Annotated in this window: 26 protein-coding genes; 10 read left to right on the top strand and 16 right to left on the bottom strand. The window is 70.0% G+C overall.

Annotation, left to right across the window (positions count from 1 at the left end; all coding sequences use genetic code 11):
* The first annotated feature begins 69 nt into the window (after nt 1-69).
* On the top strand, nt 70-939 hold the full coding sequence (locus ACQPXM_RS40160) for an NAD-dependent epimerase/dehydratase family protein (protein WP_432943225.1): 870 nt from the start codon (nt 70-72) through the stop codon (nt 937-939).
* A gap of 3 nt (nt 940-942) precedes the next feature.
* Here the strand turns inward: ACQPXM_RS40160 and ACQPXM_RS40155 are convergent, their stop codons facing one another.
* The gene (locus tag ACQPXM_RS40155; RefSeq protein ID WP_432943224.1) at nt 943-1,413 is read right to left on the bottom strand and encodes a GNAT family N-acetyltransferase; all 471 of its coding nucleotides are present in this window, start codon (nt 1,411-1,413) and stop codon (nt 943-945) included.
* Nucleotides 1,414-1,552: 139 nt separating this feature from the next.
* On the opposite strand from ACQPXM_RS40155, the gene ACQPXM_RS40150 reads away from it, so the two are divergent.
* Together ACQPXM_RS40150 and ACQPXM_RS40145 are read left to right on the top strand one after the other, a co-directional pair.
* Complete coding sequence (locus tag ACQPXM_RS40150; protein ID WP_432943223.1) at nt 1,553-3,985, top strand: immune inhibitor A domain-containing protein; 2,433 nt, start codon at nt 1,553-1,555, stop codon at nt 3,983-3,985.
* A 134-nt stretch (nt 3,986-4,119) separates the two neighbouring features.
* Nucleotides 4,120-4,434 carry a WhiB family transcriptional regulator gene (locus ACQPXM_RS40145; protein ID WP_202817823.1) on the top strand — a complete coding sequence of 105 codons (315 nt, stop codon included), beginning with the start codon at nt 4,120-4,122 and terminating at the stop codon, nt 4,432-4,434.
* Nucleotides 4,435-4,438: 4 nt separating this feature from the next.
* Here ACQPXM_RS40145 and ACQPXM_RS40140 read toward each other — a convergent pair whose 3' ends face one another.
* Nucleotides 4,439-4,750, bottom strand: coding sequence for a zf-TFIIB domain-containing protein (locus ACQPXM_RS40140; RefSeq protein WP_432943222.1), 312 nt, complete (start codon nt 4,748-4,750; stop codon nt 4,439-4,441).
* Between the two features lie 84 nt (nt 4,751-4,834).
* On the bottom strand, nt 4,835-5,245 hold the full coding sequence (locus ACQPXM_RS40135; protein WP_432943221.1) for a nuclear transport factor 2 family protein: 411 nt from the start codon (nt 5,243-5,245) through the stop codon (nt 4,835-4,837).
* A gap of 76 nt (nt 5,246-5,321) precedes the next feature.
* Here ACQPXM_RS40135 and ACQPXM_RS40130 point away from each other — a divergent pair, with 76 nt between their 5' ends.
* Nucleotides 5,322-7,043 (top strand): AAA family ATPase, encoded by a 1,722-nt coding sequence (locus tag ACQPXM_RS40130; protein WP_432943220.1) that lies wholly within the window; start codon nt 5,322-5,324, stop codon nt 7,041-7,043.
* Between the two features lie 57 nt (nt 7,044-7,100).
* On the opposite strand, the gene ACQPXM_RS40125 is transcribed toward ACQPXM_RS40130, so the two are convergent.
* The gene (locus ACQPXM_RS40125) at nt 7,101-9,008 is read right to left on the bottom strand and encodes a penicillin-binding transpeptidase domain-containing protein (protein WP_432943219.1); all 1,908 of its coding nucleotides are present in this window, start codon (nt 9,006-9,008) and stop codon (nt 7,101-7,103) included.
* Nucleotides 9,009-9,149: 141 nt separating this feature from the next.
* Nucleotides 9,150-9,953 (bottom strand): VOC family protein, encoded by an 804-nt coding sequence (locus ACQPXM_RS40120; protein WP_432943218.1) that lies wholly within the window; start codon nt 9,951-9,953, stop codon nt 9,150-9,152.
* Between the two features lie 124 nt (nt 9,954-10,077).
* On the opposite strand from ACQPXM_RS40120, the gene ACQPXM_RS40115 reads away from it, so the two are divergent.
* Nucleotides 10,078-10,389, top strand: a complete 312-nt coding sequence (locus ACQPXM_RS40115) for an L-rhamnose mutarotase (RefSeq protein ID WP_432943217.1) — start codon at nt 10,078-10,080, stop codon at nt 10,387-10,389.
* Here ACQPXM_RS40115 and ACQPXM_RS40110 read toward each other — a convergent pair.
* The 5 genes from ACQPXM_RS40110 to ACQPXM_RS40090 form a co-directional block, all read right to left on the bottom strand.
* Entirely contained in the window at nt 10,386-11,090 is a 705-nt protein-coding gene (locus ACQPXM_RS40110; RefSeq protein ID WP_432943216.1) for a pirin family protein, read from the bottom strand. The genes ACQPXM_RS40115 and ACQPXM_RS40110 overlap by 4 nt on opposite strands.
* A gap of 5 nt (nt 11,091-11,095) precedes the next feature.
* Entirely contained in the window at nt 11,096-11,611 is a 516-nt protein-coding gene (locus tag ACQPXM_RS40105) for a DinB family protein (RefSeq protein ID WP_432943215.1), read from the bottom strand.
* Between the two features lie 127 nt (nt 11,612-11,738).
* A complete protein-coding gene (locus ACQPXM_RS40100; protein WP_432943214.1) occupies nt 11,739-13,157 on the bottom strand; it encodes a trypsin-like peptidase domain-containing protein in 1,419 nt (472 codons plus the stop codon).
* 108 nt (nt 13,158-13,265) lie between these two features.
* Nucleotides 13,266-14,744, bottom strand: coding sequence for a sensor histidine kinase (locus tag ACQPXM_RS40095; protein WP_432943213.1), 1,479 nt, complete (start codon nt 14,742-14,744; stop codon nt 13,266-13,268).
* Nucleotides 14,745-15,169: 425 nt separating this feature from the next.
* Entirely contained in the window at nt 15,170-15,862 is a 693-nt protein-coding gene (locus tag ACQPXM_RS40090; protein ID WP_432943212.1) for a response regulator transcription factor, read from the bottom strand.
* A 121-nt stretch (nt 15,863-15,983) separates the two neighbouring features.
* Between ACQPXM_RS40090 and ACQPXM_RS40085 the strand changes: the two genes are divergently transcribed.
* Complete coding sequence (locus ACQPXM_RS40085; RefSeq protein WP_432943211.1) at nt 15,984-16,976, top strand: acetamidase/formamidase family protein; 993 nt, start codon at nt 15,984-15,986, stop codon at nt 16,974-16,976.
* Here ACQPXM_RS40085 and ACQPXM_RS40080 read toward each other — a convergent pair.
* The gene (locus ACQPXM_RS40080; protein WP_432943210.1) at nt 16,966-17,868 is read right to left on the bottom strand and encodes a DMT family transporter; all 903 of its coding nucleotides are present in this window, start codon (nt 17,866-17,868) and stop codon (nt 16,966-16,968) included. The genes ACQPXM_RS40085 and ACQPXM_RS40080 overlap by 11 nt on opposite strands.
* A gap of 63 nt (nt 17,869-17,931) precedes the next feature.
* Here ACQPXM_RS40080 and ACQPXM_RS40075 point away from each other — a divergent pair, with 63 nt between their 5' ends.
* Nucleotides 17,932-18,393 (top strand): Lrp/AsnC family transcriptional regulator, encoded by a 462-nt coding sequence (locus ACQPXM_RS40075; protein WP_432943209.1) that lies wholly within the window; start codon nt 17,932-17,934, stop codon nt 18,391-18,393.
* Nucleotides 18,394-18,396: 3 nt separating this feature from the next.
* Here the strand turns inward: ACQPXM_RS40075 and ACQPXM_RS40070 are convergent, their stop codons facing one another.
* Together ACQPXM_RS40070 and ACQPXM_RS40065 are read right to left on the bottom strand one after the other, a co-directional pair.
* Nucleotides 18,397-18,774, bottom strand: coding sequence for a hypothetical protein (locus ACQPXM_RS40070; RefSeq protein WP_432943208.1), 378 nt, complete (start codon nt 18,772-18,774; stop codon nt 18,397-18,399).
* On the bottom strand, nt 18,771-19,109 hold the full coding sequence (locus ACQPXM_RS40065) for a hypothetical protein (RefSeq protein WP_432943207.1): 339 nt from the start codon (nt 19,107-19,109) through the stop codon (nt 18,771-18,773). The genes ACQPXM_RS40070 and ACQPXM_RS40065 overlap by 4 nt, the downstream gene beginning before the upstream one ends.
* A gap of 182 nt (nt 19,110-19,291) precedes the next feature.
* Here ACQPXM_RS40065 and ACQPXM_RS40060 point away from each other — a divergent pair, with 182 nt between their 5' ends.
* Nucleotides 19,292-20,503 (top strand): pyrophosphate--fructose-6-phosphate 1-phosphotransferase, encoded by a 1,212-nt coding sequence (locus ACQPXM_RS40060; protein WP_432943206.1) that lies wholly within the window; start codon nt 19,292-19,294, stop codon nt 20,501-20,503.
* A gap of 4 nt (nt 20,504-20,507) precedes the next feature.
* Here the strand turns inward: ACQPXM_RS40060 and ACQPXM_RS40055 are convergent, their stop codons facing one another.
* The 3 genes from ACQPXM_RS40055 to ACQPXM_RS40045 form a co-directional block, all read right to left on the bottom strand.
* On the bottom strand, nt 20,508-20,954 hold the full coding sequence (locus tag ACQPXM_RS40055; protein WP_432943205.1) for a low molecular weight protein-tyrosine-phosphatase: 447 nt from the start codon (nt 20,952-20,954) through the stop codon (nt 20,508-20,510).
* A 1-nt stretch (nt 20,955) separates the two neighbouring features.
* Complete coding sequence (locus tag ACQPXM_RS40050) at nt 20,956-21,342, bottom strand: phage holin family protein (protein WP_432943204.1); 387 nt, start codon at nt 21,340-21,342, stop codon at nt 20,956-20,958.
* Nucleotides 21,343-21,426: 84 nt separating this feature from the next.
* On the bottom strand, nt 21,427-22,095 hold the full coding sequence (locus ACQPXM_RS40045) for a GntR family transcriptional regulator (RefSeq protein ID WP_432943203.1): 669 nt from the start codon (nt 22,093-22,095) through the stop codon (nt 21,427-21,429).
* Between the two features lie 170 nt (nt 22,096-22,265).
* On the opposite strand from ACQPXM_RS40045, the gene ACQPXM_RS40040 reads away from it, so the two are divergent.
* Nucleotides 22,266-23,876, top strand: a complete 1,611-nt coding sequence (locus ACQPXM_RS40040; protein WP_432943202.1) for a phage tail tip lysozyme — start codon at nt 22,266-22,268, stop codon at nt 23,874-23,876.
* A 15-nt stretch (nt 23,877-23,891) separates the two neighbouring features.
* Nucleotides 23,892-24,491, top strand: coding sequence for a PEGA domain-containing protein (locus ACQPXM_RS40035; RefSeq protein ID WP_432943201.1), 600 nt, complete (start codon nt 23,892-23,894; stop codon nt 24,489-24,491).
* The last annotated feature ends 90 nt before the right edge of the window (nt 24,492-24,581 follow it).

Genomic DNA, 24,581 nt, shown 5'->3' with positions numbered 1-24,581 from the left:
CCGCCCGAACAGGTCTTGGAAATCCAGGCCCGCACGCCAGCACAGTGGAGGTGACGAAAGGAGCAGTTGATGAAGGTGTTCTTGACCGGTGGGTCCGGCTACATCGGGCAGGTCGTGATCGAGGCGCTGGTCCGGCACGGCCACGAGGTGACCGCGCTGGCCCGCAGCGACCGGGCCGTCGAGACGGTGACCGCGCTCGGTGCGAAGGCGGTGGTCGGCGAGCTGACCGACCTCGACGTACTGCGCGAGGGCGCGGCCGGAGCGGACGGCGTACTGCATCTCGGGGCGTCGTACGAGCGCAGTGCGGAGATCGACCGGGATGCGGCGGACGCGTTGCTGACCGGGCTCGACGGACGTGGGCCGTACGTGCACACCGGCGGAGTCTGGGTGTACGGCGACACCGACGGAGTGGTGGACGAGGACGCGGCGAAGAACCCGCCGGAGATCACCGCATGGCGGCTGGAGAACGAGGCCCGCGTCCTGGAGACGGCGGCGCGGGGATGGCACCCGGTGGTGGTGATGCCGGCGCTCGTCTACGGACGATCCGGCGGGCTGATCGAGACGTTTTTCGTCGAGCCTGCCCGGTCGAACGGCGCGGTGGCGCTGGTCGGCGACGGGTCGAACCACACGACGCTGGTCCATGTGGACGACCTCGCGGAGCTGTACGTGCTCGCGCTGGAGAAGGCGCCGGCCGGAGCGGTGTACGTCGCAGTGGCGGAGAACCGCACGTTCGCGGAGCTCGCGCCGGCGCTCGCCGAGGCGGCCGGGCACCCGGGACAGATCCGGCACCTGGAGGCGGCCGAGGCGCACGAGCAGATGGGACCGATCGCGGGCGCTTACGTGCTCGACCAGCAACTGACGAGTGACCGCGCGCGCCGCGAGCTCGGCTGGGAACCGCGCCACCTCGACGCCCCGGCAGCACTCGCCGCCGGTCGCTGACGGTCAGAGCTGTTTGCGCATCATCTGACTGACCGTCTCGAAGCCCAGGGACTCGTACAGCCTGATCGCGGTGGGATTGTTGCCGAAGACGTTCAGGTCCAGCTGGGCGTAACCGCGCTGACGGCACTCCTGCTCGGCGGCGAGCATGATCGAACGGCCGTAGCCCTTGCCGCGGTGCTGTTCCTCCACCTCGACGCCGAACACGAACGGGACCGGGGTCCGCACGCTGATCCACAGGCTGCCGACCGCGGTGCCGTCCTCGCTGAACGCCGTCCACAGCAGGTGCTTGTCGGTGCCGAGGCCGTCCGGGAGCAACCGGTCGACCTCGGCGCGGGCGACCTCGATCGCCGCGTCGCCGGCGAGCCCACGTAACGGGCCGATCCCGGCGGCGAAGGACCGGGCGTTGCGGTCCTGCCAGCCGACGTACTCGGCGTCGGTCATCGCGCGCAGGGTCACCGGGGGCGGGGTGCTCATCCGCCGACGATAGACCCCGGGCGGCGAGATGGCGATCGTGTTGCGGTCGGCGCTCTGTTGGTTCACAGCGTCTACCGTCACGGACAGTGCTCCTACAGTGTCTGCCGAGGTAGTTGCCTTTGGCCACCAGGAGGAGCACGTGCGCGTCTCACCCGTACGCACCATCGCGGTCGGAGGACTGGCCGCTGCCGTCGCGGTCGGCATCGGGCAGCTTCCGCCGCGCAAGGCCGCCGCCGACAGTACCCGCGTACCGGCAGCGGGTGCGGCGAGCAGCGAGGCCGCGGCGGTGCCGGCCGCAGGACAGGCGCTTCCGGTCGGCCTGCACTCCGACGAGCTGGCCAACCCGCTCGAGGAGAAGCGCCGTGAGCTGCGCGAGGCGGCGCTGGCCGGTGTGCTCGGCGGCTCCGTGAAGGCCGAGCAGCGGGGCCCGAGCAAGGTGGTCAAGGTCGGCCGGCAGGTCGCCGTCCCGGCGGCGCGGGACAGCCTCGGCCGGATCAAGGTCGCCGAGCACCGCAAGGCCCAGTACGTCGAGCTGGCGCGGGAGAAGACCGACAAGATCTTCGTCATCCTGGCCGAGTTCGGCACCAAACGGCACCCGGACTTCCCCGACCGCGACACCGATCCCGACACCCCGGGCCCGACGACATTCGCCGGCCCGCTGCACAACGCGATCCCCGCGCCGGACCGCACGACTGACAACTCGACGGTCTGGCAGGCGGACTACTCCGCGCAGCACTACCGCGACCTGTACTTCGGATCCGGCGAGTCGGTGAAGACGTACTACGAGAAGCAGTCGTCCGGCCGGTACAGCGTCGAGGGCACGGTGTCGGACTGGGTGAAGGTGCCCTACAACGAGGCGCGCTACGGCCGGTCCAACGGTTCGCCGTGCGACGGCACGATCTGCAGCAACACCTGGGCGCTGATCACCGACGCGGTCGGGCAGTGGGTGAAGAACCAGCAGCGGGCCGGCAAGACCGACGCGCAGATCCGCGGCGCGCTGCGGTCCTACGACCAGTGGGACCGCTACGACTTCGATGCCGATGGCAACTTCAACGAGCCGGACGGCTATCTCGACCACTTCCAGATCGTGCACGCCGGCGGCGACCAGGCCGATGGTGACCCGCACCAGGGCGAGGACGCGATCTGGTCCCACCGCTGGTACGCCGACCAGAACACCACCAGCGGTCCGGCCACCAACAAGCTCGGCGGCGTCCAGGTCGGCAAGACCGGGCTGTGGATCGGGGACTACACGATCCAGCCCGAGAACGGCGGGCTGAGCGTCTTCGCGCACGAGTACGGCCACGACCTCGGACTGCCGGATCACTACGACACCTCCGGGCAGCCGAGCCAGAACCCGGTGAACTGGTGGAGCGTGATGGCACAGTCGCGCTCCGGCGCGAAGGGCGATCTCGGCATCGGGCTGAAGCCGCAGGACCTCGGCACCTGGGACAAGCTGCAGCTCGGCTGGCTCGACCATGTGAAGGTCGAAGCGGGGCAGACCAAGACGATCGAACTCGGCCCGCACGAGTACAACTCGAGCAAGCCGCAGGGCCTGGTGATCTCGCTGCCGAAGAAGAAACTGACCAAGCAGCTGGTCGCTCCCGCCGCCGGCGCGAAGTCGTGGTGGAGCGGGACCGGTGACAAGCTCGACAACACCCTGACCCGCAAGGTGACGCTGCCGGCCGGCAAGGCGTCACTGACGTTCCAGGCGAACTGGCGGATCGAGGACTGCGGCCCCGACGCCTGCGACTACGCCTACGTCGAGGTGAACGACGGGTCCGGCTGGAAGGCGATCCCCGGCACGATCACCAAGGCGGCCGAGGCGAACGGGATCGACGGCACCTCGGGCGGCTGGAAGCCCGCGGCGTTCGACCTGTCGGCGTACGCGGGCAAGACGGTCGACCTGCGGCTGCGGTACGCGACGGACGGCGCGACGCACGAACTCGGCTTCTTCGTCGACGAGCTCAGGCTGACCGCGAACGGCCGGACCCTCGTCACCGACGGGGCCGAGAGCGGCACCGGCGGCTGGACGGCGAAGGGCTTCCTCGCGGCGGGTAAGACGGTCACCACCGAGCACGACCACTACTACCTGGCGTCGAACTACACCTACAACTCGTTCAACCGCTACCTGCGGACCGGGCCGTACAACTTCGTCGGCAACCCGCGGCCGAACTGGGTCGAGCACTACCCGTACCAGGACGGCCTGCTGATCTCGTACTGGGACACCTCGCAGTCCGACAACGAGACCGCGGTGCACCCGGGCCAGGGACAGTGGTTGCCGATCGACGCGAACCCAGGCCTGCGGCCGAACCCGGCCGGCGGGTTCTGGAAGAGCACGCTGCAGAGCTACGACTCGACGTTCGGGCTGCAGAAGTCGGACTCGTTCGACCTGACGATCAGTGGCAAGAAGAACCACTTCGCCGGGGCGGACGCGGTCCCGGTCTTCGACGACCGGGCCGAGTTCTGGTCGTCGAAGGTCCCGTCGTACGGGGTGAAGGTGCCGCACGTCGGGGTGAGGATCAAGGTGATCGGCCAGCGCGGGACCAACGTGCGGTTGCTGGTCAGCCCCTAGGACGGGCGCCGACGTTTGCTGTCGGGTACCTGGGACGGTGCCGCGGTTGTGAGGACAGCCGCGGGGAACCTGACCGAGCCGAGGTGACTGCTGATGGTTCACCTGCTGAAGTGGTGTCTGCCGAGGGTGGGCGCATGAGCCGCCGCAAACCGCCCGCCGGGGCGGTCACCAAAGCCCCCGACGGACTACCGTCCGCGATGATCGAGAACTGGGAGTGGCAGGACCACGCCGCCTGCCGGGACGTGAATCCCGAACTGTTCTTCTCCGCCGAATCCGAGCGGGGCATGCGCAAGCACGCCCGCGAGGTGCTCGCCAAGTCGCTGTGCGGCACCTGTCCGGTGCGGCTCAAGTGCCGCGAGCACGCGTTACTGGTCGGCGAGATGTACGGCGTCTGGGGCGGCACGACCGAGGAGGAGCGCGAACCCGCGCTGCACGGCCGGCACCGCTGACGACTCAGTCGAACAGCTCGTCGAAGAACGACTTCTTCTTCTTGCGGTGCGGGTACTGCTGCTGCCCGTACTTGTTGCGGTCGTCGTACCGCCGGTCGTCGTAGCGCTTCTCTTCGTACCGCTTCTCCTCGTACCGGGGCTCCGGCGCGCGGGTCGGCTGCGGGCCGTTGTAGGCCACTTCGGCGTCCACCAGCTTCTCCAGCTCGCCCCGGTCGAGAAAGATGCCGCGGCATTCGGTGCACTGGTCGACGGTGACGTTGCTGCGCTCGTAGGTCCGCATAGCGCCCCGGCACTTGGGACAGATCAGGCTCTCCATCACACCACCCTAAGTGACGAAAAGGCCGTCGTGCCGGGAGTTCAGCGAACTCTCAGGAACCCGGACGGGCCCGGCCGGAAAGTCTCAGAAACCGGCGAACCGGTCCCGCTCCGAAATCGCCTGCTCGGTCAGGTGCTCCCGGCCGGGCGGGGCGTCGTACGGCTCGGGCCAGAAGTCGGTGACCTGGGCGACCAGCCCGTCGCGGACCTCGAGGAACACCAGGCCGACCATCTCCTGCTCGCCCACGACGAACTGCATCGACGCCGCGGCGGAGTCACCGTCGACGACCAGTCTGGTCACCGTCAGCTGCCAGTCACCCGGGTACTCCTGGTTGAAGCGCAGGTACTTGTCCTTGCCGACGATCCGCTCGCCGGTCTGCGGCAGGTCGTAGCGGACGTCGTCGGTGAGGAGCTCGGCGAAGTCGTGCCACGCCCGCGCGCTCATCGTCGCGAAGTAACGCTCGGCGAGGGTCCGGGTCTGCTCGGTGGTGGTCATGGCGCCGACGGTAACCCCGGTGACCGACATTCTGTGGTGAGAGGATGCAACCCGGCCGGTGACGAGGAGAGTGGGTATGGCGGAGCAGTCCGCGGGGCTGCTGGCGCGGCGACGCGCTCGTGGTCTGTGGGTGCGTGGGGCGCGGCAACTGGGGTTCGCCAAGGCGGGCGAGGAGGCGGCGACGCCGGACAAGCCGGCCGCGCTGGAGCACTTCACCAAGGCGCTCGAGCTCGACCCGGGCATGACCGACGCCTGGCTCGGGTTCCACGCCGCCGGTGGGGACGCGGACACGGCGCTGGACAAGCTGGTCGCGGGACTCGGGCGGTTCGGTGAGGAGCGGGACGCCGACAAACGGCGGCTCAGCTCGTCGTTCCGGGCCGGTTGGTGGTTCACCCACTCGCTGGAGACCACCGACCACGTCTGGCACGCGGAGGCGCTGCGGCGGCTCGGCGCCGGCGACACCGCGGGCGCGGCCGAGGCCACCGGCAAGGTGATCGAGGACCTGCGCCGGAGGTTCCTGGAGGCCGCGGTCGCGATGCACCGCCTGGAGTTCGACACCGCGATCGACCTCCTGCGCCGGATTCCCGCCGACGGTCATCTCGGTGTCGAGGCGCTGCTGCGGCTCGGCATGCTGCTGGCGACCGTCGAGCAGTGGAGCGAGGCCGAGACGATCCTGCGCCAGGCAGCCGGCCAGCAGCTGAACTCGTTCGTCGCGCTCGACGCGGAGTACTACCTCGGCTTCGTCTATCGCGGCACCAACCGCGAGCAGAACGCCATCCGCCAGTTCGAGTGGGTCTACGAGCGCGACAACTCGCACCGCCAGGTCGCCGAGGCGCTGGCCGACTCGTCGGTCATGCTGAGCACCCGCCGCACCGAACGCCGTACGACGTCAGCCGCGCCGGTCGTCCGCCGCGGCGCACCCTCCGCGCCGTCGCTGCACCGGCAGCCGGACTGGGGAGCGGTCCAGGGCATCCTCAACGAGCTCGACCGCAACGTCGGCATGGCGGACGTCAAGCGGCAGGTGTCGGCCGTCGCCGCGCAGGTCCGGGCCGGGCTGATGCGCGCGGAACGCGGCCTGCCGACCGCCAAGCTCGGCGGCCACCTGATCTTCGCCGGACCACCCGGCACCGGTAAGACCACGGTCGCCCGGGTCGTGGCCCGCCTGTACTGCGCGCTCGGGCTGCTCGCCGCGGACACGGTGATCGAGACCGACCGGTCGGGCCTGGTCGCGGACTGGATCGGCCAGACCGCGACGAAGACCAACGAGGTGGTCGACTCCGCGCTGGACGGCGTGCTGTTCATCGACGAGGCGTACGCGCTGAGCAAGAAGGGCATCAGCACCAACGACTACGGCACCGAGGCGATCGACACGCTGCTGAAGCGGATGGAGGACGACCGCGACCGCCTGGTCGTCATCGTGGCCGGCTATTCGGAGCCGATGGCCGAGTTCCTGGAGGCGAACCCAGGACTGCGCAGCCGCTTCTCGACCCGGATCGACTTCCCCCGCTACACCGCCGACCAGCTGCGCGAGATCGCGATGCGGCTGGTCGAGAGCCGGGGCGACCACATCACCCCGGACGCCGCGGCCAGTCTGACCGCCGTACTGGACCAAGTCTGCTCCAACGGGCGGATCGACGAGCTCGGCAACGCCCGGTTCATCCGGACGGTGCTCGAAGCGGCCGGCAAGCACCGGGACCTGCGCCTGTTCCACTCGCCCGGGCTCCCGACCGACCTCGAGCTGGTCACGCTGGACGGCTCCGACCTGCAGTCCGCGATCAAGGAGATCCTCAGCTTCTGACGCACGACGGCCGCCTGCCCCGGGTGGGGAAGGCGGCCGTCGTTGGCCGAGCCGGGCTTACCTGAAGCGGCCGAGGAAGTTCTGCACGATCGGTCCGGCCGCCTTGCCGCCGGACTCGCCACCCTCGACGATCACCGCGAACGCGACGTCGCCGCGGAAGCCGACCATCCAGCCGTTGGTGATCACCTTGCCGTTCGACACGACCTCGGCGGTACCGGTCTTGGCCGAGACGACCCCGCTGCCGGCCAGCCCGCGCGCGGTCCCGCCGGTGACGGTGGTCCGCATCATCGTGCGCAGCGCGTTCGCGGTGGCCGGCGGCAGCGGCTCGGCGGCCGGGCCGGCCGGGTCCTTGCCCATCACCAGGACCGGCTTCATCGCGGTGCCGTGCTTGACCGTGGCGCCGATCAGCGCGACGCCGAGCGGGCTGGCGGTGACCGTGCCCTGGCCGATCATCGACGCGGCCTCGGCGACGTCGTCCTTGGGCGCCGGCACCTCACCGCCGTACGCCGGGATCGCGGTCTTCAGCTCCTGGCCGAGCCCGAACATCGCCGCCGCCTTGGTCATCCCGTCGGCCGGCAGCCGCCCGTGCTGGGAGATGAACGCGGTGTTGCAGGACTCGTTGAACGCCTTCTGCATCGTGCCGTTGCCGTACGGCGCCAGGCCGTCGTAGTTCTTGAAGGTCTTGCCGAAGACGTTGATCGTGTTCGTGCACGGCAGCGCGGAGTTCGCGGTCAGCCCGGCGCCCATCAGCGCGGCCGACGTGACGATCTTGAACGTCGAGCCGGGTGCGTAGTGGCCCTGGAAGGCGCGGTTGTAGTTGGTCGCGGTCGGGCCGTTCGCGGCGGCCAGGACCTGGCCGGTCGAGGCCTGGACGGCGACCAGCGACGCGGGCAGCTTGCTGGTGGCGAGCGCGGCCTCGGCGGCGCGCTGCAGGTTGGTGTCCAGCGTGGTGCGGACCGGCGTACCGGCCTTGCCCTCCTGCTTGAACACCTCCTTGATCACCATCTTGGTCTTGCCGTCGCGCAGGTTCACCTGACCGCCGGGGGTGCCGGCCAGTTGCTGCTGCATCGCGTACTGCAGGCCGGTGGTGCCGACCTGGTCCTGGCTGGAGGCGGTCGGGCCGGCGTTCTTCAGCGTCTCCGCCGTGGCCGTTTTCATCGTGCCGATCACCGAACGCGCGAACGTCGGGCTCTCCGGCAGCGACTGGGTGCCGCCCATCGTCAGCAGGCCGGGCAGGTTGCCCATCGTCGGCCGGAGCTTGTCCCACTCCTCGGCGCGGATCGTGATCGCGTCGACGAACTGGCCGGGCGGCGCCGCCTTCGCGCGGTTCCACAGCTTGGTGCCGTCGACGTCGAGGTTCTTGGTGAACGCCGCGTACGTCGCCGCGGTCGCCTTGTTGCCCGACGCGACGCCGACGATGACGACCGGACGGTTGGTGGTCAGCGGCTTGCCGGTCCGGTCGAGGATCGAAGCCCGGGGCGGCAGCGTGCGGACTCGCTTGAGGTAGTTCGCGTCGCCGAGTCCGGGGTAGATGGTGTCGCCGGAGGCCTTGATCTTCCAGCTGTCACCGGTCTTCACCGCGGTCGCCGTACTGGTCCACTTCATCGTGCCGATGCCGCGCAGCACCGCCTCGACCGCGAGCTCCTGGGTGCACGTGCTGTCGTCGGAGCAGTTCGGCTCACCCTGCGGGGTGACGGTCGCCGACTGCGCGACCAGCGCGGTGTCGACGTCGTCCAGCCGGGGCCCGAAGGTGGCCGGGTTGTCGGTCAGCGCGGCGGCCTCGGTGGGCTTGCCGTCCGGCGCCCAGGCCTTCACCCAGCCGGCCGCGAACGCCTTCACCACCTCGGCGGACGCCTGCTTCTCGTCGTTCGGGTCCGGCTTGCCGCCGTCGCCGGACTTGCTGTCCGAACAACCGGCGGTGACCATCAGGGCACTCAGACAAACGATGGCAGCAGTTCGCTTCACGATCTCCACTCTCGCACGGCGACGGTTTGACACTCCGAACAGTCTTCGGCGTGTGCCCAGCCTGCCACGAGAGGGGAAATACTCAGGCCGGCCACAGGAGTACGACGCCGTGGCGGCCCGATCGGTTGGTTCGCGGGTGATTCAGACCGACAGCTGGATCACCGCGAAGACCGCCGACTCCGCGTCGGTCAGGACCGCCATCCGGCCGAAGTCGGTGTCCAGCGGGTCCGCGGTGAGCCGTCCGCCGGTGCGTTCGGCGCGGGTGACGGTCTCGTCGAGGTCGGCGGTGGCGAAGTACGGCAGCCAGTGCGCCGGCGTCTCGGGCGGCATGTCGGGGTGGAACTCGCCGGTGCCGGCGACCGGGCGGCCGGCGGCGTAGAGGGCGGCGTAGCGGGCGTCGGCGTACTGCTCACCGGGGCCGCTGAAATCCTCGGTGACGCCGATCTCCTCGAGCCGGTAGTCGAAGACCTTGGTGTAGAACGCCTTCGCCTCGTCGTACCCGTGGCTGAGGGCCTCGCTCCAGACCAGCATGCCCGGCGCGGAGCCGCGGTCGGTGCCGAGGTGGTCGGTGGTCTGCCAGAGGCCGAAGAGCGCGTCGTTGGGGTCGGTCGCGATCGCCATCCGGCCCTGCGCGGCCACGTCGGTCGGTTCGAGCACGAGCCGGCCACCGGCCGCGGTGATCGCGGCTGCCGTCCGGTCGACATGGTCGGTCGCGAGGTAGGTGGTCCAGCGGCTGGGCAGGTCTTCGGTGCCCGGATGCTTGCCGCCGATGCCGGCGACGTCCTCGCCGTCCAGCCGGCAGATCAAGTAGTCGCGGGCGCTGTCCTGCTCGCAGTGCCAGCCGAACAGACCGGCGTAGAACCGCGCCGCGGCGCGGGGGTCGGTGGCGGCCAGGTCCACCCAGTTCGGCGTACCGGCAGGCCAGGGGGCGGTGCGATCGGCCATCGGCGCTCCTGCGGGAATCGGTTACCGGAGGCACATAACCTGCCAGCAGCGGCCGGTCACGTCGAGACGATCGCCGGGGGATCGGGTAACGGTTCGGTCACTGCGGGGCGTATTCTGCGGCCTTGTGACCCGCCTCGCCCTGCACAGCCGGCTGATCGCCGGCACCGAAGAGTCCTACGCGATCGAGCACGCCCGGGTCTGGCCCGAGCTGATCGCGGTGATGAACAACGCCGGTATCACCGACTGGAGCATCTGGCGCAGCGGCCGCGACCTGTTCCACCTGGTCGAGTGCGACGACTTCGAGGCCGCGGTGGCCCAGCTCGCCGACGACCCGGTCGACCAGCGCTGGCAGCAGCACATGAGCCAGTTCGTCGAGGGCTTCGCGGACAACGGGCGGCCGTTGCAGCACGTCTGGACGATGTCGGAGCAGACCTAACTCATCTCCCAGACGAGAACCTCGGCACCTTGTGGGCCGGCGCTGACCCGCCGGCCGTCCGACGCGACGATCCGGGCGGCGTCCGCCTCGCCGAGTTCGCCGGCTCCTTCGAGCGTGACCGAGCCGAGGGCAACGAACAGGTGCACGAACGGTGCCACCGGCAACTGCACCTCGGCGCCGGCCGGCAGTCGTGCCGCCGACATCCCGGCGCCCCGCTGGTTGATCCGCACAGCGGTCGAGGTCGCGTGCTTGGTGAGTCCGGACGCGATCGGGACCAGCTCGCCGGTGCCGAGCTCCACCTCGGCCTGCTGGTACGACGGCGTCAGGTCGAGCTCGTCCGGCCGGACCCACATCTGGAGGTAGCGGACCGGTTCGCCCGCGTCGTTCTTCTCCGAGTGCCGGATCCCGCGGCCCGCGCTCATCCGCTGGGCCAGACCCGGGTAGACGACACCGCTGTGCCCCTCGGAGTCCTGGTGCACCAGCGCACCGCGCAGCACCCAGGTCACGATCTCCAGGTCCTGGTGCGGATGCGTGTCGAATCCGGTGCCAGGGGCAACTATTTCGTCGTTGTGCACGAGCAGCGCGCCGAAGCCGACGTTGTCCGGGTCGTAGTACGGCCCGAACGAGAACGAGTGCCGCGAGTCCAGCCAGTCCTCGCTGGTCCGGAAGCGGTCCGCGGCGCGTCGTACGTCGATGCTCACACCGACTAGTAATACCCCTTCTCACCGTCGAGCAGCTCGCGGATCGTGTCGAGATGTCCCACGTGGCGGGCGGTCTCCTCGATCATGTGCAGGATCATCCAGCGCAACGTCGCCTGCGCGGACCTGAACTCGGGGTGCTGCCCGGTGTCGTCCAGCGAGTGCGCGGCGATGATCTCGTTCGACCGCTCGCACTGCGCCTCGAACTCGTCCAGAAGCTGCTTCAGCGGCGCGGTCGGCATCATGTCCGCGTCCTCGGGCAGACTCTCGTCGAACTGTGGATTGCCCGCCGCCGAGCCGTTCAGGAACAGCACCTCGAACCAGCAGTGCTCGACCCACCGCAGGTGCATGACCAGCCCGGCGACCGTCATCACCGGCGACGTCGGCAGCACCGCCCGCGTCTCGTCCGCCTCGGCCAGCCCTTCGCACTTGAACCTGACCAGCGCACGCTGCTGATTCAGCCATCCGACCAGCTGAGTCCGTTCATCGGCAACAAACGGCGGCCGCTCGCGAGAAAACGTCATGCCGGGACGGTAGTGGTCCGGCAAGGCCCGCGCACGGCATTAAAACGGGACTGCGGCCGCTCGGTGGGCGGCCGCAGTCCCGGTCGGTGGGGGGTGCCGGGGGAGGAGGGCCCCCCGGCACCGGGTGTCACCCCGTGGGGTTGCCGTTGTCGGAGCCGAGTTTCGCCTTCACCGTCAGGCCGGTCTGGCCGCCCCGGTTGTAGGTGATGGTGACTTCGTCGTCCGGGCGGTGCGAACGGACCGCGGCGACCAACGCGTCCCCTGACGCGATCGCCTTGCCGTCGATCGCGGTGATCACGTCACCGCTCTTCAGGCCGGCCTTGTCCGCCGCACCGCCGGACGTCACCTCGCCGAGGGTGGCTCCCTGTGTGAGCCCGTCGGAAGACTGCGCGTCGCCGACCGTCACTCCGAGCCGCGCATGGGTGGCCTTGCCCGTGGCCACCAGCTCGTCGATGATCGGCTTGGCCTGGTCGATCGGGATTGCGAAGCCCAGGCCGATGTTTCCGCCTTCGGATTGTCCCGATCCTCCGGCGGTTTTGATCGCGCTGTTGATTCCGACCACCTGGCCGGCGAGGTCGATGAGGGCGCCGCCGGAGTTGCCCGGGTTGATCGCGGCGTCCGTCTGCACGGCTGGGAAGACCGTCGTACTGTCCTGCTCCTCGCCGCCCGAGGTGACCGGGCGGTTGAGCGCCGAGACGATCCCACTCGTCACGGTGGCGTCGAGGCCGAACGGCGAACCGATCGCGACCACACTCTGCCCGACCGCCAGGTCCCCGCTCTTGCCCAGTACGGCGGGCGTCAGGTCCTTGGCGTCGGCGCGGATCACCGCGAGGTCGGTCAGCGGGTCGGTGCCGACGACGGTCGCCGACACGGTCCGGCCGTCGTTCAGGATCACGCTCAGGCGGCCGCCGCTGCCGGCGCCCGACACCACGTGGTTGTTGGTGACGATCAGCCCGTCCTTGCTGATCACGATGCCCGAGCCGGTCCCGGCGCCCTGCGAGGTGGTGAAGGCGATCTTCACCACGCTCGGCAGCACCTTGGCGGCCGCGGCCTGCACCGAGCCGTTCGGCGCGGACACCGGAGCCGTCTGGCCACCGTTCAGCGGAGCGGTCACCGACGGAGTCGAGCTCGTGTCGGTCGTCGCCGAGTACACAGCCGCACCACCCACACCGCCGGCGGTCCCGACCAGCAGCGCGGTGGCCGCGACCAGAGCCAGTCCGCGCCGCTTGGGCTTCGGAGGCTCCGGCTGAGCCGGCTGCTGCGGGCCGAACGGCCAGTTGGTACCCGGCGACGCCCCCTGATGCGTCCCGGCCGTACCGAACTGACCGCCCTGGTAGCCCCCGGGCCGCGCCTGCCCCTGCGGCGCGAACTGCTGCTGCGAGTGCTGGCCGTAGCCGGTCGTCGGCAGCTGCTGAGTGCGCTCCTGCGGACCCGAGCCGTACGCCGGCGGCGTCCCCTGCGGAGCCTGGTTCCCGTACGTCGAACCCTGCGCCGGGGTGTCGTTCCCGGGCTGGTTCTGCGGCTGGTGCGGCTGGTTCTCGGTCATGGGTCAACCATGCGGGCCGGACCTGAGAGAGCCCTGAAGATCCCGTCAGAGCAGCCAAAGAACTCCTTGAGGATCCGCTGAGGGTCCTGTGAGGAAGCTGTGAAGGGATCAGCGCGACTGGGTGGCCGCGTGCGGCAGCCACAGGGTGAACTGCGCGCCGCCGCCGGGAGCGTTGCGGGCGTAGATCATGCCGCCGTGCTGCTCGGCCGCGTGCTTGACGATCGCCAGGCCCAGCCCGGAACCGGGCCGGCTGCGCGCCTCGCTGGAACGGTAGAACCGGTCGAACACGTGCGGCAGGTCGGCCTCGGCGATGCCGGGGCCGCTGTCAGTCACCGTCAGCACGCCGTCCCGCAGCCGCACGATCACCCGCGCCGGCGGCTCACCCTCGGCGGGTGGGCTGTCCGGCGTGCTGTACTTCGCGGCGTTGTCGAGCAGGTTGGTCACCGCGCGGCCGAGCAGCCGCTCGTCACCCCACACCGGGAACGGCGCCAGTTGCACGTCCCACTCCAGGCCGGGCGCGCGGCGGCGTACCTTCAGCACCGCGTCCTCGACGACGTTCGACAGCTCGATCAGCTCGGCGTCGCGAACCTGCGGGGTGTCCCGCGCCAGCTCGGTCAGGTCGCCGATCAGGGTGGTCAGCTCGTCCATCTGAGCCCGTACGTCGTCCAGCAGCTGCTGCCGGTCCTCGGCCCGCAAGCCGCCGCGCTTGTCGGCCTGGGCGAGCAGGTCGAGGTTGGTCCGGATGCTCGTCAACGGCGTGCGCAGCTCGTGTCCCGCGTCGCCGACCAGGCGTCGCTGGCGGTCCTGGGATCTGGCCAGCGCCTGCAGCATCGCGTTGAACGCCAGCGCGAGCCGGGAGATCTCGTCGGAGCCCGTGACGGGGATCGGGCGCAGCTCTTCGGTCCTGGCGACGTGCTCGGCGGCGCCGGTCAGTCTGACCAGCGGCCGCAGCCCGGACTGCGCGATCGCGTTTCCTGCCAGCGCGGCCCCGATCACGCCGACCAGGCCGAACGCCCAGAGCACGATGCCGAGGTTGTGCAGGGTCCGGTCGATCGGGCTGAGCGACTGCGCGACCACCAGGGCGGCGGGCTGCAGCAGGTCGGGGTCGATATCGCAGCGAGCCTGCAACGGGCAGAACTCGGCCGGTACGGCGACCACCCGGAAGTGCTCGCCCTTGCGGGTTCCGAAGGTCCGCACGCTGGCCTCGTCGCCAGGGTTCTGGGCGATGTCCAGCTCGGTCGGGCCCATCGGCGGCAGGTAGCTGTTGGTCGCACCGATGGGCTGGCCGTTGGCCAGGTAGACACCGAGCCGGATGTCGCTGAGGCCGAAGGCGTCAGTGGGGATGTTCACCAGGTTCTTCTGGTTGGTCAGCACGCCGTTCTTGGCGGCCTGCTGGGCCCGGTCGATCAGGCTGTTGTCGAGGTTCTGGTACATCTGCTGGCGCACGGTCACGTACGCCGAAACGCTGACCAGCGCGACGGCGAAACCGACGGCCACGGCCGCGAGCAGCGTCACCCGGGCGTGCAGGCTCAGCCGGTGCAGCTTCTCCTGCCACCAGCTCTGCGTCCGGGCGGCGGTCGCCGCCATCCGGCTGGTCCCGTTGCCGTTCGGCGGGAGCCCCAGCGCGTTCGGCCCGGGATCACCGGGGCCCGCACCGATCAGGCCTGACCCACCAGTCCCCTGAGAGCCCGGCCCAGGACCACCAGTCCCGGGACCACCAGTCCCGGGACCACCAGTCCCGGGACCGCCAGTCCCGGGACCGCCCGGCCCAGGACCACCAGTCCCGGGACCGCCCGGCCCAGGACCACCAGTCCCGGGACCGCCAGTCCCGGGACCGCCCGGCCCAGGACCGCCCGGCCCAGGACCGCCAGTCCCGGGACCGCCCGGCCCAGGACCGCCCGGCCCAGGACCGCCCGCGCCGGGCTGACCCGGGCCAGGCGAACTCGGCCTCGGGCTCGGCGTCGGCGGGATCCGGCCGCCGGCGTACGACGGGAAGTCGGGGGGTTGCGAGGTCACGGCGGGGTGTCCCTCAGCACATAGCCGATGCCGCGCACGGTGTGGATCAGGCGGGGCAGGCCGTTCACCTCGGTCTTGCGGCGCAGGTAACCGACGTAGACCTCGAGGGAGTTGGCGGTGGTCGGGAAGTCGTAGCCCCAGACGGCGTCCAGGATGACCGCGCGTTCGAGCACACGGCGCGGGTTGCGGATCAGCAGCTCGAGCAGCGAGAACTCGGTCCGGGTCAGCTGGATCGCGACGTCGCCGCGGTGCACCTCGTGGGCGTCCACGTCCACCACCAGGTCGGCGTACTGGAGGACCTCGCCGCGGGGTCCGCCCTCGCCCGGCGTCGCGCTGCGCCGGAGCAGGGCGCGCAGGCGCGCGAGCAGCTCCTCCAGCGCGAACGGCTTGGTCAGGTAGTCGTCGCCGCCGGCGTCCAGGCCGTCCACCCGGTCGGCGACCGCGTCCCGCGCGGTCAGCACCAGGATCGGCACGTTGTTGCCCGCGGCCCGCAGTGCCTTGGTGGTCTCCAGCCCGTCCAGCCGCGGCATCATCACGTCCATCACGACCACGTCGGGGTCGACGTTGCCGATCACGGCGAGCGCCTCGGCGCCGTCGGAGGCGGTCACCACCTCGAAGTCGTTGAACTCGAGCGAACGGCGCAGCGAGTCCCGGACCGCCCGGTCGTCGTCCACCACCAGTACCCGCATCGTTCGCTCCCCGCTCGTGCCTTGTGTGCTCTGCCTGCCGAGCCTAGGCCGTCTGTTTGAGAATCGGCTGAGAACCCGCTGATCGGTCGCGAAGACCGATCACCAGGCGTAGCTTTCCCCCGTGGACATCGTCGAATTCACCCCGGACGCCGAGCAACTCACCTGGACCTTCGGCGGTGCCGCCCCGATCCGCAGGATCGCCCCCGGCAGCCTGCTGCGACTGTGGACCGAGGACGCGTTCTCGGGTCGGCTGCGCAGCACCGAGGACCTGGCCGGCGCCTCGCTCAACATGCCGTTCGTGAACCCGCAGACCGGCCCGTTCTACGTGGAGGGCGCCGAGCCCGGCGACACCCTCGCGTTGCACTTCGTCGAGCTGACCCCGGCGCGCAGCTGGGGAGCGTCGGCGACCATCCCGTTCTTCGGCGGCCTGACCAGCACCGACAAGACCGCGACGTTGCAGGACCCGCTGCCGGAGCGGACCTGGATCTACGAGGTCGACACCGACAAGCAGACCGTCGGGTTCCAGGCCCAGGGCAGCGACTTCGAGCTCGCCCTACCGATCAACACGATGCTCGGCACGGTCGGCGTGGCCCCGGCGGCGTTCGAGGTCCGTTCGTCGCTGGTCCCGGACTACTTCGGCGGCAACATGGACACCCCGGAGATGAAGGCCGGCACGACCTGCTACCTGCGGGTGAACGTCGAGGGCGCCCTGTTCTCGGTCGGCGACGGCCACTACCGCCAGGGCGAGGGCGAGTCCTGCGGTACGGCGGTCGAAGGCGCCATGAACGTGGTCATGCTGGTCGATCTGATCAAGACGCCCGGCCCGGCCTGGCCGCGCCTGGAGACCGACGACTACCTGGCGGTGGTCGGGTCGAGCCGCCCGCTGGAGGACGCCTGGCGCGCCGGTCAGGTCGACATGGTCGGCTGGCTCGGTGAGCTCTACGGCCTGGACAAAATGGACGCGTACCAGCTGCTGAGCCAGATCAGCGAGGTCCCCCTGGCCAACGTGGTCGACGCCAACTACAGCGTCGTCACGAAGGTCCCCAAGCGCCTCCTGCCGCCGACCGAGGTGTACGGCGGTATGCACGCCCACCTGCGCGGCATCAAGCCCTAGCCGCGGGCACCCGCTCCCGAGCCCGGCTCCGCGTGCGCGAGACCGCTACCCCGACCAGGCACAGGGCCCCGCCGGCGATCGCCAGGCCGGCCGGCGTCTCACCGAGCAACAGCCACGCCATCAGGATCGCGAGCATCGGCACCAGATACGTCGTCGCGCCCATCTTCCCGGCGGTCGTGTGCCGCAGGGCGATGGCCCAGGTGGTGAAGCCCAGCGCGGTGGGGAAGGCGCCGAGGTAGACGACCCACCAGATGGCGGCCGGTCCGGCGGTGCCCAGCTCGCGGACCAGTCCGGGAGCGAAGGGCAGACAGGCGACCGTACCGATCGTGCAGGCGAGCCAGGTGACCTGTGCGGCGGGCAGGCGGCCCAGCAGCGGCTTCTGGGTGACCACGCCGACGGCGTACGACACTGCTCCGGCCACGCACAAGACAACTCCCCAGATCTCGGCGCGGCCGGTTGACGTCGAGCTGCCGATCAGCAGGACGCCGCCGAAGGCCACGGCGCTGCCGAGCACCAACTGGCGAGGGAAACCCTCGCCGAGCGTCAGTCCGGCGAGCACAGCGATCAGCAGCGGAGCGATGTGCACGAGCATGGCCGCGGTTCCGGCGTCCACCCGCCGCTCGGCGGCGTTCAGCGCGACGTTGTAGGCCCCGAACCAGAGCAGGCCACAGGCCAGCAGCGGCGGCCAGTCGCGGCGTACCGGTCGGTGCCAGCGCTGTTCGGCCGGGCGCAGGAGCAGGAACGCGCCGAGCAGCACGCTGCCGACCAGGAGGCGAGCCAGCGCCATCGGGCCGGCCGAGAGATCGTTGCCGACGTGCCGGATCGCGACGAAGGAGGAGGCCCACAGCAGGACGGTCACGGCGGCTGCTGCGGCGGCGAGCGGATTCTTCACAGTGATTAGGCTAGGAAGGAATCTGCCGAAACGACATGCCGGAACGAACGGAAGAGGCGAGAAGTGGTTTCCGAAGCGAAGGCGTTCGAGTTGGATGACCTCAATGTCCGTATTCTGACCGAGCTGACCGCCGACCCCCGGCTGCGGACCACCGAGCTCGCGCGCCGGCTCGGGGTCTCCGCGCCCACGGTGCGCGAGCGGGTCACCCGGCTGGAGGAGTCCGGCGTGATCCGCGGCTACCGCCTCGACCTCGACCCGGCCGCGCTCGGCCGGCCGGTCGCCGCCTGGGTCCGGCTCAAGCCCGGCCCGGGGCAGATCCCGCGCATCATCGAGCTGACCGAACAGACTCCCGAAGTGGTCGAGTGCCACCGGATCTCCGGCGAGGACTGCTTCCTGATCCGGGTCCAGGTGCCGGCCATCGACGCCCTGGGAGCCCTGCTGGACAAGCTCAACGTGCACGGCTCGACGAACAGTTCGTTCGTCGTCGCCACCCCGGTCGAGCCCCGCCCGGTCCCGCTGCGCTGACCGTCAGCCGGCGTACTTGCGCGCCACTGCCGCGAACGCCTGCTTCGGCTCGCGCCGGGTGGGATCGTGCGCCGGGATCTTCACCACCCCGAACCCGGCCATGTCCAGGTCGACCAGCGGATCGCTCCAGTGCGGGAAGTCCGCCATCGCGTAGGTGTAAACGAAACAGCCGTGCACGCCGGCCGCGTCGTACAGGTCGATCAGCTCGCCCAGGTATGCCGCCTGAGTCGCTTCGTCGCGGCGAAAGCCCTCTTTGATCCGCGGCGGCGACGCGAACCAGTTCACGATCAGGAACGACCCCGGTCCGCGCCGGTCCGCCCCGACGAACGAACCGCAGCCGAACTCGGTGATCACCACGGGCTTGCTCGACGCGGCGGTCAACGCACGCAGCCGCCGCTCGTACGCCGCGGCGTCGGTGCCGAACCGGTACAGATTGACCCCGGGAACCGTTGCCGCAACCGCTCGGCCATTACCGCCGTACGCTCGACCCAGGCCAGGACCTCCGCGTGCGGCCGGTCCTCGACGTACGGGCGGACGTAGACGTCGAGACCGAGCTCGAGCGCGTACTCCGCCGCCGCGCGCAGTTGCTCGGGATCGGACTCGATCAGCATCACGGTCGTGCAGTGCAGGTCCTGGGCGATCGCTCGCAGATCACGCCGTACGACGTCCGGCTCGGCGGCCGGAACGTACGAGATGCCACGGATCTGCAAGGTCATCTCCGCAGTCTCGCGGCCGCGCCGGGCCGGGCGGTAGGCCCGTGGCGCGTCCGAAGACCGAAGTCGGCCGGAGGTGTACTTCGGTCGCCGGTGTCCGGCTGGTGGGCCCCGACCAGCATCGGAAGTGGTCTGCCTCACTACGCTGGGAGCGACTTCAGCGACCTTCGGAAGGACCCTGACCCATGGCTGCCGACAAGCCTGTCCGCAGAGTTGCCCTTCTCACCGCGGGTGGGCTCGCGCCCTGCCTGTCGTCCGCCGTCGGCGGACTGATCCAGCGCTACACCGAGGTGGCGCCGGACGTCGAGATCATCGGATACCTGAACGGCTACCACGGTCTGCTCAGCGGCCGGTACGTCGACGTGACGCCCGAGGTGCGGGCCAAGGCCGGGCTGCTGCACAAGTTCGGCGGCAGCCCGATCGGCAACAGCCGGGTCAAGCTGACCAACACCGCCGACCTGGTCAAGCGCGGCCTGATCGCCGACGGGCAGAACGCCCTGCAGGTCGCCGCCGAGCGGCTCGTTGCCGACGGCGTCGACGTGCTGCACACGATCGGCGGTGACGACACCAACACCACCGCCGCCGACCTCGCGGCGTACCTGCACGAGCACGACTACGACCTGACCGTGGTCGGCCTGCCGAAGACGATCGACAACGACGTGGTGCCGATCAAGCAGAGCCTCGGCGCCTGGACGGCGGCCGAGCAGGGCGCGATCTTCGCCCGCAACATTGTCGCCGAGCACAGCTCCAACCCCCGGATGCTGATCGTGCACGAGGTGATGGGCCGCAACTGCGGCTGGCTGACCGCGGCCACCGCGCTGGCCTACCGCGACTGGTTCAAGCAGCAGGAGTGGAACCCGGGCATCGGCCTGAGCGCCGGCCGCTGGGACATCGACGCCGTGTACGTGCCCGAGGCACCGATCGACCTGGACGCCGAGGCCGAGCGGCTCAAGGCGGTGATGGACCGCGAGGACTGCGTGAACATCTTCCTGTCCGAGGGTGCCGGCGTCCCGGCGATCGTGGCCGAGATGGAAGCCCGCGGCGAGGAGGTCGGCCGCGACCCGTTCGGGCACGTCAAGCTGGACACGATCAACCCGGGTGCCTGGTTCGCCAAGCAGTTCGCCGAGCGGATCGGCGCCGAGAAGACGATGGTGCAGAAGAGCGGGTACTTCAGTCGCTCGGCCGCGGCCAACGACCGCGACCTGGCGCTGATCAAGCAGTGCACCGACTACGCCGTCGACGCGGCGCTGCGGGGCGAGTCCGGCGTGGTCGGCCACGACGAGGAGCGTGGCGACGAGCTGCGCGCGATCGAGTTCCCGCGGATCGCCGGCGGCAAGGAGTTCGACGCGAAGACCGAGTGGTTCGTCGCGCTGAAGGCGGAGATCGGGCAGTCCTAGCCGGTCATCGGGAGAGCCGCTCGACCCACAGGTCGGCGGCTTTCTCGATCTGGTCCAGTACGTCGTCGAAACCCTCGTCCTCGCCGTAGTACGGATCCGGTACGTCGATCTCGGCGAACAGCTCGATCGGCACGGCCTGCGTGCCGAGGCGCCTGGTGAGCGCGGACAGGTGACCGGAGTCCATCGCCAGCACCAGATCGCGCTCGGCGAACCAGCTGCTGCGGAACTCCTGCGCCCGGTGCGCGCTCCCGTCGTACCCGCGACGCCGGAGAGCGGCCGCGGCGCGGGAGTCCATCGGGTCGCCCGCGTGCCAGCCGCCGGTGCCGGAGCTGGTCACCACCACGTCGTCCACACCGGCCTCGGCAAGCTTGGCGCGCAGCACCACCTCACCGATCGGCGACCGGCAGATGTTGCCCGTGCAGACGACCTCGACGCGCCTCACCGCCGTCATCTCAGCGGATCTCCGCCTTGTCCGGCAGTACGACGTTCAGCAGGACGCCGACCAGCGTGATCACCAGGGAGCCGAGCAGCGCGGCGACGAACCCGTCGACGTGGAACTGCACGTCCAGCTTGCCGGTGATCCAGGAGGTCAGCAGCAGCATCAGGGCGTTGATCACGAAGATCAGCAGTCCCAGCGTCAGGATGATGAACGGCAGCGAGAGCAGCTTGGCGACCGGCTTCACCACCGCGTTCACGAGGCCGAAGATCGCCGCGACGATCAGCAGCGTGAGCACGCGGCGACCGGTGGTCGCCCCCTGCAAGGTGATCCCCCCGACGACCCAGCTCGCCACCGCCAGCGCGACCGCGTTGGCCAGCAACTTGATGATCAGGTTCTTCATACCGTTGATCCTGCCACCCCTGGGTGCGCGGCACCCTCCTCCCGCTCCGGAACCGGGGGAATCCCAGGGGCGACGCGCCGGGGATCAGGAGTGCGGCATGGCGATGGCTTCGAGCAGGGACTCCTCGGCGCCGGCCAGATGGCGGCGCAGCTCCTCGACGCACTCGTCGAGCTCGCCCTTCTCCAGCAGGCGGATGAGTTTGCGGTGTGAAGCGACCTGCTGTTTGGCGTCCTGACGCAGGGCGTCGACGCGGGCCAGCGCGAGCCGGGCCTCGCCGGTGATCGAGTCGGCGGTGGCGATCAGGCGCTCGCTGCCGGTGAGCGCGACCAGACTGCGGTGGATGGCCAGGTGGGTCTCGGTCATCGCCTCGGGGTCGGCGCCGTCCTTGGCGGTCGCGGCGAACTCCCGCATCGCGGACCGGACCTGCTCGCGGGCCGACTCGTCGGCGTCGTACCAGGCCTTGATCCCGGCCGACTCCAGCACGAACCGGGCGCGGCAGATGTCGGCGACGGCGGCCGGGTGCAGGATCGCGACGCTGACGCCCTTGTTCGGCTCGCGCACCGCCAGGCCCTCGGTGACCAGCATCGTCATCGCCTCGCGGACCGTACTGCGGGCGACGCCGAGCGCCTCGGCCAGCGGCTGCTCGCGCAGCGGCGTACCGGGTTCGAGGTCGCCGGCGAACAGGGCGGCGCGCAGCGCGTCCACGACCCGGTCCACCGTGGTCGAGCGATCCACCCGCAGCCGTTCGTACATGGGGAGGATTCTCGTCCAGTCCGCGGCCGTTGTCGCGTACGGCGCGGCGGCGGACCCGACCTGTGGACAACTCCCGACCTGGTGAACCACTTTTCGGGCAGTCTGTTACCAGCCGACCACGGCCGCCCACTCTCCGCCCGGAGAGCCGCTGATCGACCCAGGAGGACGCGATGGAGGGGAAGGCGTTACCGGCGCTGAGTGCTGTCGGGCTCGTCCTTGTCCTGCCGTTGCTGATCGTCCTGGCGATGCTGCTGACGTCGATGGGATCGCTCGGCCAGGCGGCCGAATGTGCTCCGGCGACCACCAGCGGCAAGGCGTTCGGCTGGCCGACCGAGCAGCACGAGGTGTCCCAGGGCTGGGACGACGGCGACCCCAAGCACACCGGTCTCGACTTCGACGTCGACAAGGGCAGCAAGGTGATGGCCGCCGAGGACGGCACTGTGATCGACACTGCCGGCGACTGGATCAAGATCAAGCACTCCGACGATGCGGTCCAGACCTGGTACCAGTTCTTCGAGTCCAAGAGCGTGCGGGTCGGCGACACCGTCACCCGTGGCCAGGAGATCGGCAAGTCCGGCGAGGGCGACGAGGACGAGCCGGGCGAGGACGGCGAGCACCTGCACTTCGAGCTGCGGATCCGCGGCGGCGAGAACGGCCGCGGCGATCTCGAGCCGAAGGACCCGACCGACGAGCTCGGCGACGACAGCACCGAGTCGTCCGGAAGCTGCGGCTGCGGCGGCCCGCTGGTCGGCTCCAACAACCAGCAGAAGGCCTTCAACTTCTTCACCGCGAACGGGTACAGCAAGGAGCAGGCCGCTGGCATCGTCGGCAACATGATCCACGAGTCCGGCGTCGAGCCGGCCCGGCTGCAGAACACGCCGTCCGGCCAGGTCACCCACGCCACGGCCGCGGTCGACAACCCGCTCGGCTGGGGCATCGTGCAATGGACCCCGGCCGGCAAGATGATCCGGCCGTCGCTGACCGCCACCAACGGCGACGAGGCCAAGGTCGAGTCGCTGGAGTGGCAGCTGGAGTTCCTGAAGAAGCAGCTCGACGGAGCCCCGCCGCTGGCCGAGGGCGAAGCCGGCCGGCAGCTCAAGGCGACCAGGACGGTCGCCGACGCGGCGGTGGCCTTCGGCCGGTACTTCGAGCGTTTCGCCGGCTCCGAGGACCTGAGCCACCCGCGGTACGCGCAGCGCAAAACCGCCGCCCAGCAGGTGTTCGACCACTTCAGCGGCGCGCCTGGTGCCGGCGGCGGGACCGACGGGGCCGCCGGCGGATGCGGCGCCGGCAACGGCGACATCGTGCAGACCGCGATGTCGCTGTCCTGGCCCGACCGCGACGAGTCCCGTGGTCCGAACAAGGAGGACGCCAGGCCGTCGTACCAGGAGGCGATGCCGAAGTACAACGGTGCGACCAGCTTCTACCCGTACACCGACTGCGGCGTCTTCGTGGCGACCGTGATGGTGATGAGCGGGGTGGACAAGGACTACCACCGGCGAGGGACCGGCGACCAGGAGATCTACGTGAAGGGGTCGCCGAAGTACGAGACGTTCGACAACTTCACCGACATCAGCCAGCTGAAACCCGGCGATATCCTCGTCAACGACGGCCACACGCTGATCTACACCGGTCCGTTCAAGGATCCGCAGGGCAATACCTGGACCTCTGTGTCCGCCTCGCTCGAGACCGGGTCCGGCTTGGGCCGGGTTCCGCAGCCGTCGGGGACTGCTCTCCAGGACGACAACGGCCCGTACACCGTCGCCCGGATCAAGAAGTAAGGAGTCGAACCGCCGATGGAAGACAACCCCCGGAGCCTCGTGGTGGGTGGCGCGGTCGTGCTGATCGTGCTCGTGCTGGTCGGCGGATTCCTGCTGTTTCGTGGCGCGCCGGAGCACACCGTCGAGGTCCGCTCGGTGCCGAACGATCTCACCCTCACGCTGGACGGCACGCCGATCCCCGCGAACGGCGACGTGAAGATCAAGGAAGGCAAGCACACCCTGGTCGGCGAGCGGAGCGGCTTCAAGTCGCACACCCAGACGCTCGAGGTCCGCGGCGACACCTCGGTGCGGATGTACCTGTTCGCGAACAGCGCCGAGGGCCGGGCCTGGGAGAAAGAGCACCCCGACCAGGCGCTCGAGGCCGAAGCCGAGGCGGGCCGCCGCTACCAGGAGCTGACCGAGCGGCTGCAGGCCAAGTATCCGCTGCTGAAGGAGTTGCCGTACGTCGGTCCGGGCTTCGACGTCTCCTACGGCAACTCGAAAAAACACCCCGACGACCCCGAGCAGCTCGCCTTCTACGTGACGATCTCCGACTCCGAGGGCAAGGCCAAGTTCCTGGAGTGGATCCGGGGTCTGCGCCTCGACGTGGAGAAGCTGGAAGTCGTCTACAGGTAGTCGCTCGAGGCGAGGCGAAGCCTCTCCGCGAGAATTCCCGGCACCGGTTGTCGGATCCGGTGCGCGGCGTTCGTAGCAGTCCCAGAGGCG

This window comes from Kribbella sp. CA-253562, assembly GCF_050942265.1.
GTDB lineage: Bacteria > Actinomycetota > Actinomycetes > Propionibacteriales > Kribbellaceae > Kribbella.
The sequence above is the reverse complement of the archived record's forward strand: the minus strand, read 5'-3'. Positions and strand labels throughout refer to the sequence as shown.

Excerpts from the sequence above, each read along its gene's own strand:
- ACQPXM_RS40100 (WP_432943214.1), bottom strand. The coding sequence starts at position 13,157 with ATGACCGAGAACCAGCCGCACCAGCCGCAGAACCAGCCCGGGAACGAC.
- ACQPXM_RS40055 (WP_432943205.1), bottom strand. The coding sequence starts at position 20,954 with ATGACGGCGGTGAGGCGCGTCGAGGTCGTCTGCACGGGCAACATCTGC.
- ACQPXM_RS40065 (WP_432943207.1), bottom strand. The coding sequence starts at position 19,109 with ATGACCTTGCAGATCCGTGGCATCTCGTACGTTCCGGCCGCCGAGCCG.
- ACQPXM_RS40035 (WP_432943201.1), top strand. The coding sequence starts at position 23,892 with ATGGAAGACAACCCCCGGAGCCTCGTGGTGGGTGGCGCGGTCGTGCTG.
- ACQPXM_RS40105 (WP_432943215.1), bottom strand. The coding sequence starts at position 11,611 with ATGACGTTTTCTCGCGAGCGGCCGCCGTTTGTTGCCGATGAACGGACT.
- ACQPXM_RS40140 (WP_432943222.1), bottom strand. The coding sequence starts at position 4,750 with ATGGAGAGCCTGATCTGTCCCAAGTGCCGGGGCGCTATGCGGACCTAC.
- ACQPXM_RS40040 (WP_432943202.1), top strand. The coding sequence starts at position 22,266 with ATGGAGGGGAAGGCGTTACCGGCGCTGAGTGCTGTCGGGCTCGTCCTT.
- ACQPXM_RS40120 (WP_432943218.1), bottom strand. The coding sequence starts at position 9,953 with ATGGCCGATCGCACCGCCCCCTGGCCTGCCGGTACGCCGAACTGGGTG.
- ACQPXM_RS40130 (WP_432943220.1), top strand. The coding sequence starts at position 5,322 with ATGGCGGAGCAGTCCGCGGGGCTGCTGGCGCGGCGACGCGCTCGTGGT.
- ACQPXM_RS40160 (WP_432943225.1), top strand. The coding sequence starts at position 70 with ATGAAGGTGTTCTTGACCGGTGGGTCCGGCTACATCGGGCAGGTCGTG.
- ACQPXM_RS40095 (WP_432943213.1), bottom strand. The coding sequence starts at position 14,744 with ATGGCGGCGACCGCCGCCCGGACGCAGAGCTGGTGGCAGGAGAAGCTG.
- ACQPXM_RS40060 (WP_432943206.1), top strand. The coding sequence starts at position 19,292 with ATGGCTGCCGACAAGCCTGTCCGCAGAGTTGCCCTTCTCACCGCGGGT.
- ACQPXM_RS40145 (WP_202817823.1), top strand. The coding sequence starts at position 4,120 with ATGAGCCGCCGCAAACCGCCCGCCGGGGCGGTCACCAAAGCCCCCGAC.
- ACQPXM_RS40135 (WP_432943221.1), bottom strand. The coding sequence starts at position 5,245 with ATGACCACCACCGAGCAGACCCGGACCCTCGCCGAGCGTTACTTCGCG.
- ACQPXM_RS40045 (WP_432943203.1), bottom strand. The coding sequence starts at position 22,095 with ATGTACGAACGGCTGCGGGTGGATCGCTCGACCACGGTGGACCGGGTC.
- ACQPXM_RS40050 (WP_432943204.1), bottom strand. The coding sequence starts at position 21,342 with ATGAAGAACCTGATCATCAAGTTGCTGGCCAACGCGGTCGCGCTGGCG.
- ACQPXM_RS40155 (WP_432943224.1), bottom strand. The coding sequence starts at position 1,413 with ATGAGCACCCCGCCCCCGGTGACCCTGCGCGCGATGACCGACGCCGAG.
- ACQPXM_RS40090 (WP_432943212.1), bottom strand. The coding sequence starts at position 15,862 with ATGCGGGTACTGGTGGTGGACGACGACCGGGCGGTCCGGGACTCGCTG.